12 protein-coding genes and 1 pseudogene are annotated in these 11,835 nt (G+C 48.1%); 9 read left to right on the top strand and 4 right to left on the bottom strand.

What is annotated here, in order from left to right; genetic code table 11:
* On the top strand, positions 1 to 265 hold a 265-nt coding region (locus ABF86_RS07265; protein WP_160803389.1), incomplete at its 5' end, for an IS3 family transposase.
* A gap of 532 nt (positions 266 to 797) precedes the next feature.
* Here the strand turns inward: ABF86_RS07265 and ABF86_RS07270 are convergent.
* Complete coding sequence (locus tag ABF86_RS07270) at positions 798 to 1,433, bottom strand: c-type cytochrome (protein WP_074455729.1); 636 nt, start codon at positions 1,431 to 1,433, stop codon at positions 798 to 800.
* 112 nt (positions 1,434 to 1,545) lie between these two features.
* On the opposite strand from ABF86_RS07270, the gene ABF86_RS07275 reads away from it, so the two are divergent.
* From ABF86_RS07275 to ABF86_RS07305, 7 genes are all read left to right on the top strand, one after another.
* Positions 1,546 to 2,148 (top strand): hypothetical protein, encoded by a 603-nt coding sequence (locus ABF86_RS07275; RefSeq protein ID WP_074455728.1) that lies wholly within the window; start codon positions 1,546 to 1,548, stop codon positions 2,146 to 2,148.
* 114 nt (positions 2,149 to 2,262) lie between these two features.
* Positions 2,263 to 3,069, top strand: coding sequence for a type I methionyl aminopeptidase (gene map, locus ABF86_RS07280; protein ID WP_074455774.1), 807 nt, complete (start codon positions 2,263 to 2,265; stop codon positions 3,067 to 3,069).
* Between the two features lie 59 nt (positions 3,070 to 3,128).
* Positions 3,129 to 3,857, top strand: coding sequence for a ribonuclease PH (rph, locus tag ABF86_RS07285; protein ID WP_011633435.1), 729 nt, complete (start codon positions 3,129 to 3,131; stop codon positions 3,855 to 3,857).
* A gap of 18 nt (positions 3,858 to 3,875) precedes the next feature.
* A complete protein-coding gene (rdgB, locus tag ABF86_RS07290) occupies positions 3,876 to 4,490 on the top strand; it encodes an RdgB/HAM1 family non-canonical purine NTP pyrophosphatase (protein ID WP_074685671.1) in 615 nt (204 codons plus the stop codon).
* A 34-nt stretch (positions 4,491 to 4,524) separates the two neighbouring features.
* On the top strand, positions 4,525 to 5,760 hold the full coding sequence (hemW, locus tag ABF86_RS07295) for a radical SAM family heme chaperone HemW (RefSeq protein WP_074685669.1): 1,236 nt from the start codon (positions 4,525 to 4,527) through the stop codon (positions 5,758 to 5,760).
* 30 nt (positions 5,761 to 5,790) lie between these two features.
* The gene (locus tag ABF86_RS07300; protein ID WP_011633438.1) at positions 5,791 to 7,590 is read left to right on the top strand and encodes a copper resistance system multicopper oxidase; all 1,800 of its coding nucleotides are present in this window, start codon (positions 5,791 to 5,793) and stop codon (positions 7,588 to 7,590) included.
* Positions 7,587 to 8,402 carry a copper resistance protein B gene (locus ABF86_RS07305; protein ID WP_074455726.1) on the top strand — a complete coding sequence of 272 codons (816 nt, stop codon included), beginning with the start codon at positions 7,587 to 7,589 and terminating at the stop codon, positions 8,400 to 8,402. The genes ABF86_RS07300 and ABF86_RS07305 overlap by 4 nt, the downstream gene beginning before the upstream one ends.
* A 40-nt stretch (positions 8,403 to 8,442) precedes the next feature.
* On the opposite strand, the gene ABF86_RS07310 is transcribed toward ABF86_RS07305, so the two are convergent.
* Entirely contained in the window at positions 8,443 to 9,030 is a 588-nt protein-coding gene (locus ABF86_RS07310) for a GIDE domain-containing protein (RefSeq protein ID WP_011633440.1), read from the bottom strand.
* Positions 9,031 to 9,094: 64 nt separating this feature from the next.
* Between ABF86_RS07310 and ABF86_RS07315 the strand changes: the two genes are divergently transcribed.
* On the top strand, positions 9,095 to 9,439 hold the full coding sequence (locus ABF86_RS07315; RefSeq protein WP_256201601.1) for a transposase: 345 nt from the start codon (positions 9,095 to 9,097) through the stop codon (positions 9,437 to 9,439).
* A 104-nt stretch (positions 9,440 to 9,543) separates the two neighbouring features.
* On the opposite strand, the gene ABF86_RS07320 is transcribed toward ABF86_RS07315, so the two are convergent.
* Both ABF86_RS07320 and ABF86_RS07325 read right to left on the bottom strand, forming a co-directional pair.
* Entirely contained in the window at positions 9,544 to 11,457 is a 1,914-nt protein-coding gene (locus ABF86_RS07320; protein ID WP_011633442.1) for an ATP-binding cassette domain-containing protein, read from the bottom strand.
* Positions 11,458 to 11,630: 173 nt separating this feature from the next.
* A pseudogene (locus tag ABF86_RS07325) lies at positions 11,631 to 11,835 on the bottom strand (IS481 family transposase); the annotation flags it as partial.

Here is an 11,835-nt window from a genome sequence, read left to right on the forward strand (position 1 = left end):
AAATCTACTGAAAGCATACGGTTTTATTGGCAGTATGAGTCGTCTGGGAAATTGTTGGGATAATGCGGTTGCGGAAAGTTTCTTTGGCAGCCTCAAGCAGGAACGCTGCCAATGGCGGCATTACCAAACCCGCCATGCAGCACAGCAGGATATTTTGCAGTATATCGCCGTGTTTTATAATAACCAAAGACTGCATTCATACCTGGATTACAAAAGTCCGAATCAATATGAAGCAGAAGCAGCAAAATCGATAAAAGCAGCTTAACTGAGGTGTCCGATTTTACTTGACCACGTTACCTTGTAGAAAAAGTGACCAGCTTAATTCAGGGGGGCATTTTTACATTACCGGTGACACTCCAGCCATAAGGACGATCCCTCCCTTCTGGAAACCGGATTGCCGTCAGGTTAAACAGGATGCCTTGCTGTTCCGGTGAAATGAATTTGTCGGGATTGCTGACAGGTTACTGGTTAACTTCCTTATCCAGAATATCCAGCACCCATTTACGAAACTCCTTGGCAACTTTGGTGCGGGTAAACATGGCCAACAGGCGACAATTAGCCTGATACAAGGGGGGGGATTGGGTAGAAGGTATGGCGAATGCGTAAGATGCTGTGAAGGGCAGGTTTGTTTGATGACTAGATGAAAAAACCGTTAACCCAACTTTAGTTTAAAAAGAACAGAGTATGTTTTTTCCACAAACCTTACTGAGGCCGGTTGAATGATCGTAATAATATAAAAAACAGGAGGTTAATTCTTGAAGAATGTCTCCTGTCAATTACGTCAGATAAGTAAGATGTTACCTGAGTGTGGTGATGTACTCAGATACTGCCTTCATCTCTTGTTCACTCATGCGCGAAACAATCATCTGCATGGCACTGTTCGTGTCATTCTTGCGTGTTCCCAGGCGAAATGCTTGTAGCTGGGACAGAGTGTAGGCGGCATGCTGGCCATCTATTCTTGGATAATGCGGTGGAATACCTTGTCCATTGGGAGAATGGCAGCTGGAGCACGCAGGAATAAAGTTTTCCAGATTTCCGCCCTGATAAAGCCTTTTTCCTTCCTCTATCAGGGAAGCATCACCAACTATTCCGGGTTGTGGCTTTTGCTGTGAATAGTAAGCGGCAAGATTTTCGATGTCGCTCTCACTTAATGTTGCCACCATGGGAGCCATAATCATATTGTCACGCGCGGCAGTTTCACCTGCTGCAGCCTTGAAATCATGCAATTGCTTGGCAGTATATCCCGGTTCCTGCCCCGCAAGAATGGGGTAAATAGGAATAGTACTGTTACCATCAGCATTGTGACAGCCTGCACATATTCCGGCTGCAATTTCTTTGCCTTTCTCAACATCGCCCGCAGCTGGGGATTCGGCAAATGCAAAGCTGGAAAATGTGAGTACGATTGCTGCTACAGTAGTTCCAATGAGTTTCATGATCGTTATAGGCTATAAAGTAGTTTCTGATAAAAGAGACAATATATATGTATTCTAACAAGATTTGTTGACTACAGTAAACGCTGCTATTGTTTACTTATAAATCTATGAGATGAAAAAACTTCTTCTTTTTTTATTGCTGGCAAATATAGGTGCTGCTTTTTACTTTTACAGCCTGCCGAAAAATAATTTTTCTGTACAGAAGCCATTGATTCATCCAGAAAAAATAGAGCTGTTGCCAACCAGGGTTGTATGTCTTAAATGGGGAAGCCTGCCAGAACCTGTTGCCGGATTAGCCAGAGCGGAAATTTCTAAATGGGAAACGGGGAAAGATCTTGTCACTGAGATTTCCCAAGGAAAAATTACTATTCATTGGATGCACATTCCACCATTACAAAACGCACGTGAGACTGCGAAGCAGATCGAACAACTAGAAAAATTGGAGATTCCTCATTTGCATATTCAAGAAAATGCAGATAACCCGTGGCATAATGCAATTTCATTGGCAATCCTGACGGATAACTCCGATGCGGTGGCGTTGACAGAAGACATGAAAAACAAGGGTGTGGAACATGTATTGGATAGTGAACAAACTCTGGAACAATTTGAGTTTGTAGTTCGCAGTCCAACTAAACAGATCACTGAAAATATTCAGCAGCTGATCCGTCAGTTCCCGGGCACACAGCTTGAAGTTAGCGAATGTGATCGCTTATAAAAGTCGGTAGCGCAGTATTTCTCGAGCGGTAAAATCAATGAATTGTTTATCTGTAGATTTTTCACAGATTTCTTCAAATATTTATTATGATTATTGGAGCAAGTTGGAGTGGGTGTGGTAGTTCATATTAAAACAGCACAGGAAATTGAAACCATGCGTATTGCCGGGCGACTGGCGTCTGAGGTGCTAGATTATATTGAACCCTATGTAGTACCCGGCATAACAACAGGTGAGCTGGATAAGCTTTGCCATCATTATATGGTCGATGTACAGAAAACGATACCGGCTCCTCTTAATTATGCACCGCCTGGTTACAGTCCTTATCCGAAATCTATCTGTACCTCTGTGAATCATCAGGTTTGTCACGGTGTGCCGGGAGATAAAAAGCTTAAGGACGGAGATATTGTCAATCTCGACATAACGGTCATCTATGAAGGTTACCATGGTGATACCAGCCGTATGTATTACGCAGGTGAGCCCTCCATTCAGGCCAAGCGGTTATGCGAGTTCACCTATGAGGCAATGTGGCGTGGAATCGAGGAGGTGCGTCCGGGCAAACATTTAGGAGATATTGGCCACGCGATCCAGCGTCTGGCAGAAAAAACTGGTTATGGCATCGTCAGAGAATTTTGCGGGCATGGTATTGGTGCAAAATTCCATGAAGATCCCCAAGTATTGCACTATGGCCGCGCTGGTACGGGAATCGAGCTTAAACCTGGTATGATTTTTACAATCGAACCCATGATCAATGCAGGAAAAGCTGCCATCAAGCAACTCCCGGATGGATGGACAGTGATTACCAAGGATCGCAGTCTGTCTGCGCAATGGGAGCATACAATACTGGTTACCAATAATGGCTACGAAGTACTGACCATATCATCGGGATCTCCCGCCAAGCCTGACTACCATTTCTCAGTCTGATGACATTATCCGATAGCACGCTGGAATTACATTATCAGTGTAAAAAATAAGTGATTGATATGCCACGATACAATCATCGTACGCTTGCACAAATGCGCCCGATCAGAATAACTCGCCACTATATCCGGCATGCTGAGGGTTCGGTGTTGATTGAATACGGTGAAACCAAGGTCATTTGTACCGCTAGTGTTATTGAAAAAGTCCCGCCTTTTCTCAAGGGGGCCGGGCAAGGCTGGTTGACGGCAGAATATGGCATGTTGCCGCGTTCCACAGGTGAAAGAATGCAGCGTGAAGCGGCCAAAGGTAAACAATCCGGACGTACTATGGAAATTCAGCGCTTGATCGGGAGAGCATTGCGTTCCGTACTGGATCTGAAAAAACTTGGTGAACGCACAATTCAGATTGACTGTGATGTGATCCAGGCCGATGGGGGAACTCGTACCGCTAGCATTACCGGCGCATTTGTTGCGTTGTGTGATGCAGTTGGATATTTGCGTGCAGAAAAAATAATTTCAGAAAATCCGATCAAGGATCACGTTGCTGCTGTTTCGGTTGGCATACTGAAAGGCCAACCCCTACTGGATCTGGATTATGCGGAAGATTCCAGTTGCGATACTGATCTGAATGTCGTCATGACTGGTAATCTGGGATTAGTGGAAGTTCAAGGTACTGCAGAAAAAGTCGTTTTCAGCCGTCAGGAACTGGATGTCATGCTTGATATGGCTCAACAGGGGCTGCAAGAGCTGTTTGACCTGCAACGTAAAACACTTGAAACCGCTGCTTCCTGACAATAAAAGTAACTACACATGCAGCGCTCCCTGAGCAGGATTGTTATCGCCAGCAATAATGCCGGAAAGCTTGCTGAAATAGGAAAACTGCTGGCTCCCCTTGGTATTGAAGTGGTTACACAAGCATCGCTTGGAGTAACTGAAGCGGATGAACCTCACATGACGTTTGTGGAAAATGCGCTGGCCAAAGCACGACATGCGAGTCTCGCAACCGGATTACCCGCATTGGCAGATGATTCCGGGATATGTGTTAATGCTTTGCAAGGTGCGCCCGGTGTATTGTCCGCCCGTTATGCGGGCGAACCTCGCTCGGATAAACGTAACAATCGCAAACTGGTTGAAGCACTGCATGGCCAATCCGATCACCGGGCCTATTATTACTGTGTGATTATCCTGTTGCGTCATGGGCAGGATCCGCAACCTGTCATTATCGAAGATACTTGGCATGGAGAAATCATTGCTGAACCCAAAGGTCAGGGCGGATTTGGTTATGATCCCCATTTTTTTCTGCCCAAACTGGGTAAAACCGCAGCCGAGCTTTCCATGAAAGAAAAAAACAAGATCAGTCATCGCGGCAAGGCGCTTGCCAGGCTGGTACAAATACTGGCGGGGAATGAAAAAATGCCGGTTTAGTTTGACATAACGTGTTTGTGATCATGCGATTGACATGAAAAAAATAATCCCGGTTTTATCCCTGCCTGATTCAAAATCACCTCATCTGATTGAGCTTCCTCCCTTAGGGTTGTACATTCATCTGCCCTGGTGCGTCAGAAAATGTCCTTATTGTGATTTCAATTCGCATGCAATTGATCCGAATAGCGCGCTCCCGGAGGCCGAATATGTTGCAGCACTCAAGCGTGATCTGGAGCTATCGTTGCCACAAATCTGGGGGCGGCCTGTTACCAGCGTATTTTTGGGTGGCGGAACCCCGAGCCTGTTCAGTGGTGCCTCAATCGATGCAATTCTTTCGTATGCGCGTATGCTGCTGTCTTTTGCTCCCGAGACTGAAATTACACTGGAAGCCAATCCGGGAACGCTGGAAGCACAAAAGTTTGCAGATTTCCGGTCTGCTGGCATTAATCGACTGTCCATTGGTATCCAAAGTTTCAATCCCAGGCATTTGCAGGCATTGGGGCGTATCCATAATGATGCTGAAGCTTCTCGTGCGGTTGAACAGGCGCTACAGCATTTCAGCAATATCAATCTGGATTTAATGTATGCACTGCCGAATCAAACCCAGGATGAAGCATTGCAGGACATTGAGGCAGCCTGTGGCTGGGGCGTACCGCATATCTCTGCTTATCACCTGACGCTTGAACCCAATACCCTGTTTTATCGCCAGCCGCCAAAATTGCCAGATGAAGATACATCAGCTGATATGCAGATCATGATCGAGCGTGTTCTTGCAGAAAAAGGCTACCAGCACTACGAGACTTCTGCATTTGCACAGCCCGGGAGGATGTGTGTGCATAATATGAACTACTGGCAATATGGCGATTATCTGGGGATCGGTGCCGGGGCGCACAGCAAAATCAGCTTTCGAGAAAAAATTATCCGGCAGATGCGTCATAAGCACCCTCGTCACTATCTGGAGCAGGCCGCAGCTAGAAATACCAATCTTGAAAATATGCTTGCCACGGAACAGGAAGTTGGGCCGCAAGACCGGATTTTTGAGTTCATGATGAATGCACTGCGATTGACGGACGGTTTTGATCCTGGGCTGTTTCATACTCGTACTGGCTTGACAGTTGCCTCAATTCAGCAGCAACTAACCACTGCCGAGCAACGAGGGTTGATTGAGTGGCAGCACGATTGTATCCGGCCGACGGCTGACGGGCGAAGGTTTTTGAATGACTTGCTGGAGATTTTTCTGCCAGAATCCAGGCAAACGACAACTTCCTGAACTTAAAATAGCGGGGGGGGGGAGATCGGAATGAAGGACTCAATTTCAAGACGCGCCTTTCTGAAAAAATCAGGCACACTGGGAACCCTTACTGCTCTGGACGGGATGCTGCCGACCTATGCCTGGTCTAATTTCTTAAGTGCTGTTACGCCGGCTATGCAGCTAAGCGGAGATGTTATCAATCTCACTATCGCCAGAACGCCGTTTCGTATCGATCATCGCACTACAACCGCCACAACTGTCAATGGTACCGTTCCAGGGCCTTTACTTCGTTTGCGCGAAGGGCAGGATGTTACCCTGAATGTGACTAACCGCCTGGACGAAACGTCTTCAATACATTGGCACGGCATTCTCCTGCCACCTGAAATGGATGGTGTGCCTGGTGTCAGTTTCCCGGGTATTGAGCCGGGAACAACCTTTTCCTATCGCTTCACGATCAGGCAGTACGGCACGTACTGGTTTCACAGTCATTCAGGCGGCCAGGAGCAGGCAGGCGTGTATGCACCAATGATTATTGATCCGCTTGAACCAGACCCGATCCAGTACGATCGCGAATATGTGATCATGCTTTCGGACTGGAGCTTTTCTTCAGTGGATGCAATGATCGGAAAGCTCAAGAAGCAGCCCGGCTACTTCAACTTTCAAAAGCGCACGCTGGGTGATTTTATTAAGGACGTCATGCAGGATGGCTGGCTCCCGGCATTTGACAATTACTTGATGTGGGCCCGGATGCGAATGGATCCGACAGACTTGGCAGACGTAACGGGTTATGCCTACACCTACCTCATGAATGGATTGACCTCGGCCGCAAATTGGACGGGGATTTTCCGTCCGGGTGAACGCGTACGATTGCGCTTTATTCAAGCAGGGGCTATGACATTTCAGGACATCCGGATTCCCGGACTCAGGATGACCGTAGTGCAAGCGGATGGTCAGAATGTACAACCTGTTGAAGTGGATGAGTTCCGCATCGGTCCGGCTGAAACCTACGATATTATCGTGGAACCTAAAGAGGATCGTGCTTACACGATTTTTGCAGAGACACTGGATCGAAGTGGTTTCGCACGCGGCACCCTGGCACCGCGCCCTGGAATGACGGCAGAGATTCCGCCGCGCCGCTCCCGTCCGCTTCTCACCATGGCAGATATGGGCATGCGACACATGAACGCCGAGAGCCATGGTGACCACGAATCTCACGATGCAGCTAGAGGTGAACCGACAAAAGGGATGCAGCTCGACGACACGCATGGAGAGCATGATCGGCCCGGGCATCTCGATACCAAGCCAGTCAGGCATGCTGCTGACGATCATGGTCCTGGCAATCAGTTCATTCCGGATTTCACACAGAGTCGTATGGATGAACCGGGCATCGGGCTGGGAAATGATGGCCGCCGGGTGTTAGTCTATACCGATTTAAAGAGCCTCAAGCCCTATCCTGATCAGCGCAAACCTGAGCGTGAGCTCGAAATTCACCTTACCGGTCATATGGAACGCTTCATATGGTCGTTCGATGGCAAGAAATATTCAGATGCCAGGGAGCCGATCCTTTTCCATCATGGAGAGCGGTTACGCTGGATTTTTGTTAACGATACGATGATGGACCACACGATGCATCTGCATGGCATGTGGATGTATCTGGAAAATGGCGCTGGCGCATACCTTCCGCGTAAGCACACGGTTCTTGTCAAGCCCGCTGAACGCATTTCTGTTGCCATTACTGCTGATGCACCTGGTCCTTGGGCCTTTCACTGCCACTTGCTCTTGCATATGGAAACAGGAATGTTTCGTGTGGTTGAGACCCTGGATGCAGTTCCCGGAACAGAACCGTGAAATTCTTTCTGCAACTTGGGGCTGGCATTGTTGCGATTCTGTTCTTAGGTGCGGGTAGCAGCCTGCCGGCAGCAAGCGCAGAAATACTGTCAGACAAAGCAAAACAGACTTTGCCCAATCATCTGCTCCAATCTCGGGGTGAATATCATCATCCGACCCATAGTGATCAGAACTATGCGTTCCTGAGTGCTGGTGTGCTTGAATACCGTCCGGGAGAGGATGGCGGCGATTTCCGCTGGGATATACAGGGTTGGTACGGAGGAGACTTCAACCGACTGTGGTTTAAAAGTGAAGGCGAACGAAATACGGCTTTCAAAGCAGACCACGACATCGACATACAGCTTCTGTACGGTAGATTTATTGGGAAGTATTATGATTTTCAGATCGGTGTGCGCGGAGAGACACAAATCTTTAAAGGGAGAGATGTGGCGCGGGCTCATGCGGTTATCGGGTTTCAAGGGCTCGCTCCGTATCGCTACGAAGTGGAGTCTGCGCTCTTTATTAGCCAGGATGGAGATGTGTCCGTGCGTTTCCAGACATCCCGCAACTTTTTGCTGACACAGCGGTTGATCTTGCAAGGACGTATTGAGACTCATGCAGCCGTGCAAAAGGTAGAAAAGTTTACTACTGGCCAAGGGCTCAACAATATTGAGCTGGGGTTGCGGCTGCGTTATGAAATCAGGCGAGAAATCGCACCTTATATTGGAATTTCATACGACCGCAGCTTTTTTAAGACGGCTGATCTTGTGCGAGAGGAAGGCGGAGATTCCAGCCAGGTTCGCTTTGTGGCCGGCGTGCAGTTGTGGTTCTAGTCATCGCAGTTTTTATTAAATACCGTCAGAAAATATCGGTTTAACCTATCCATGTACCCGCAACAGCCAAGCAGCGCAGCTCATCATCCCCAGGCTGACCGTCAGCATAAAGAGCGCGTGGCGGCGACATTTCCGGATCAACTCCGTTTGCGGGAACCGATATGATAAACGGACGTCTGTCATCTTCCGGTCTGGAAATATGATGGATTTCCAGTTCGTGCAATAGCTGTTGATGAAGGGTGTGAGCTTGTGATCGAGCAGCCTCACGAGCGATTTCCCATTCTGCCTGATCTATCTCGCTATCCCGATTGCTGTCAAAGCGTTCCAGCAATTGCTCTCTGTCCTGTTTCCAATCACTGAGCAGATCACGTGTAATATTCTGCACAGATTGCTCGGTTGCCGGTGATCGCGTTTGCAGATGGCCGAGGATATACAGCCGTTGCCCAGGCAGGATCAATCGCTCACTGTAGCGGTAACGGCTGGTCAGCGCGACAATGGCTGAAGCGCTATCCAGCACCTGGGTTTGTGTTGGCCATTCGGTATTACCGTGCCAGATCAGTTTTTCATTGCTGGTGATTTCTGCCCCTTCCGGATTGATCAGACAGATACCAGTACCATCATCCAGCATAAACGACTGATCGCTGGTGTGCTGATACAGGATTTTCCATTCGGTGCGGGTGCGTATTGCCTAAATTGCCTACAACTACTCTGATCCGGACATGGAAGATGTACTTGATGAGATTGCCAGCCTGCGCCAGTTCTGCCGTTTTGAACTGGATCGCATGCTTGATGAAAGCGCTATACTTATACTGCGTTTTCGTCACCTGCTGGAACAACATAACCTGGCTCAGCAAGGCTTTGCCACTGTCAATCGCCAACTGGCAGCCCAAAGTTTCTCAAACAAGATGATCGTCGATGTCAGCTTGATTGCTGCACCGCCTTCCACCAGGAATACTGAAGGCAAACGCAATTCTGAAAGGTACTCAAGCAAGAAAGGCGGCCCATGGCGTGTGTCACGAACACAGGCGGCAGTATAGTGGTTCAATAGTTTCGGACTTGTATGGGTACCGGCCGGGGCGATTCAGTGGGGTGGCCAAGCGTTTCGTGATACCCAGTTCAGCCAGCTCTTCAAACCATTGCGTTATGCATCTTCCTCAAGTTCACTTTGCAATAATTCTAGCTCTTCTAAGTTATTGAGCCAGGTTTCTTCCAGTTTCACTTGCTGTTGTAGCAAGTTGGTTTGCTGGTTTAAGTGTTGCTTGAGCTGCTCTTTTTGTGGCGGCTCATAGAGATTATTATCAGTCAAGATGGTTTCCAAAGCCTGTAGCTCTTTTTGAATGTTATCTAACTGTTTTTCCAATGTATCAGTGTGCTTGCGTAGCGGTGCCAGTTGTTTACGTAGTGCTGCAGCTGCTTGGCGTTGTGCACGGCGATCGACTTTATCGGGGCTGGTGCCTGCATCGCTATTAGGATGCTGGCGCAAACGATAGTCGCTGAGCCATTTGCTGTAGTCCTCAAGATCACCTGCAAACTCTTGTACCCGGCCCTCGGCGACTAAGTACAACTCATCCATGGTACTTTTAATCAGATGACGATCGTGAGACACCAGCAGTAGTGCACCGGAGAAATCTTGTAAAGCCATACTCAATGCTTGTCTCATTTCTAAATCAAGGTGGTTGGTGGGTTCATCGAGCAGTAATAAATTAGGTTTGCCCCACGCAATCAGTGCCAAAGCTAAGCGGGCTTTTTCACCACCAGAGAAATTGAGCACGGGTTCATCACAGCGCTTGCCTCGAAAATTAAAACCGCCGAGAAAATTACGCAAGACTTGCTCGTGCTCATCTTGAGCAATGCGTTGAAAATGCAGTAACGGGCTGGCTTTGGGATCAAGTGAATCCAGTTGATGCTGAGCAAAGTAGCCGATCACTAAGTTTTCACTACAGGTGAGCTGGCCTGCCAATAACGGTAAATCACCCATAATACTTTTAATCAGCGTTGATTTACCTGCACCGTTGGGGCCAAGCAAAGCAATCCGTGCGCCGGGGACTAGCTGTAGTTTTACATTGCTTAAAATAGGCTGCTCTGCGTGGTAGCCAAGCGCTGCTTCATCGAGATTCAGCAGCGGGGTAGAGACTTTATCGGCTTTGCGGAAAATAAAGTCAAAAGGTGAATCAAAGTGTGCTGGCGCCAACTCCTCCATGCGCTCCAGGGCTTTAACACGGCTTTGTGCTTGCCGTGCTTTACTGGCCTTGGCTTTAAAGCGTCGGATGAAATCTTCCATATGCGCGCGCTGTGCGCTTTGTTTTTCGTGCGCTTGTTGCTGCTGCATAATACGTTCAGCACAGGCGCGTTCAAAGGCTGTGTAGCCGCCGCGATACAGCGTTAGTTTTTGCTGATTAATATGGACAATATGACCGACCACCGCATCTAAAAAATCACGGTCATGGGAAATCAGTAACAAAGTACCGGAGTAGTTTTGCAGCCAACCTTCCAACCATAAAATTGCATCGAGGTCCAAGTGGTTGGTGGGCTCATCAAGTAATAGTAAATCTGATGGGCACATCAATGCTTGCGCTAGATTTAAGCGCATCCGCCAGCCACCGGAAAAGCTGTTGACCTGGTTTTCCATTTGTTCTTCCAAGAAACCCAAACCAGCTAATAATTTACGCGCGCGCGCGTCGGAGGTATAGGCATCAGCGTTGTCAAGTTCCGAGTACAAGCGACCAAGCTCGACCCCATCTTGCCGTTGTTCAGCTTTGGCTAATTGCTGTTGAATATCGCGTAAGTGGCTGTCACCATCGAGTACATAATCAATCGCATCACGATCAGGTGCGTCGATTTCTTGACGCATATGGGCAATGCGCCAGTTCATCGGCAATAAACAATCGCCCGCGTCAGGATGCAGTTCGCCGCGCAGCAGGGCGAATAAGCTGGATTTGCCGGCACCATTGGCACCAATTAAGCCGACTTTATGCCCTGGGTGTAGGGTTAAATCTGCATTTTCTAGTAAGCGCAAAGGGCCACGTTGCAGGGTTAGTTCTGAGATTCGTATCATGGCGCGCAGTTTAGCAGTTTCGCGGCTGTTACTGATATGGAGAGAGCCATTTAGTTTGTCTTACGAGCTTTTGAGTGAGGGTAGCCATAAGAATGATGCCTGTTGCTGAGTAATAACAGTTTGATGATTTCAAATTGTTCGCGACTGATATCACTCGGGTAACTTATCTCTGGCTAATTGTCGCATCCCGGATGATTGTATGGTTTTTTATGAAAGAGATGGGGATGAGTTTTATGCCATTCATTCATGGCCTGCATTGGAGCTTTACTCTTGAGGGCAGACAGCGGTAGTTGCGGGTTTACAGACTGACATAACGTATCAGGGTCTGTTCCAGATCTTCAGCGCTATTGAAGCGATATATTTTGAGTACGTCAGTAA

Origin of the sequence: Nitrosomonas sp. GH22 (genome assembly GCF_009833115.1) — a bacterium.
Classification (GTDB): domain Bacteria; phylum Pseudomonadota; class Gammaproteobacteria; order Burkholderiales; family Nitrosomonadaceae; genus Nitrosomonas; species Nitrosomonas eutropha.

What these genes read in the sequence shown, in the direction of transcription:
- ABF86_RS07310 (WP_011633440.1), bottom strand. Translation starts at nt 9,030, where the DNA reads ATGCTGGATGATGGTACTGGTATCTGTCTGATCAATCCGGAAGGGGCA.
- ABF86_RS07300 (WP_011633438.1), top strand. Translation starts at nt 5,791, where the DNA reads ATGAAGGACTCAATTTCAAGACGCGCCTTTCTGAAAAAATCAGGCACA.
- rph (WP_011633435.1), top strand. Translation starts at nt 3,129, where the DNA reads ATGCCACGATACAATCATCGTACGCTTGCACAAATGCGCCCGATCAGA.
- ABF86_RS07270 (WP_074455729.1), bottom strand. Translation starts at nt 1,433, where the DNA reads ATGAAACTCATTGGAACTACTGTAGCAGCAATCGTACTCACATTTTCC.
- ABF86_RS07275 (WP_074455728.1), top strand. Translation starts at nt 1,546, where the DNA reads ATGAAAAAACTTCTTCTTTTTTTATTGCTGGCAAATATAGGTGCTGCT.
- rdgB (WP_074685671.1), top strand. Translation starts at nt 3,876, where the DNA reads ATGCAGCGCTCCCTGAGCAGGATTGTTATCGCCAGCAATAATGCCGGA.
- hemW (WP_074685669.1), top strand. Translation starts at nt 4,525, where the DNA reads ATGAAAAAAATAATCCCGGTTTTATCCCTGCCTGATTCAAAATCACCT.
- ABF86_RS07320 (WP_011633442.1), bottom strand. Translation starts at nt 11,457, where the DNA reads ATGATACGAATCTCAGAACTAACCCTGCAACGTGGCCCTTTGCGCTTA.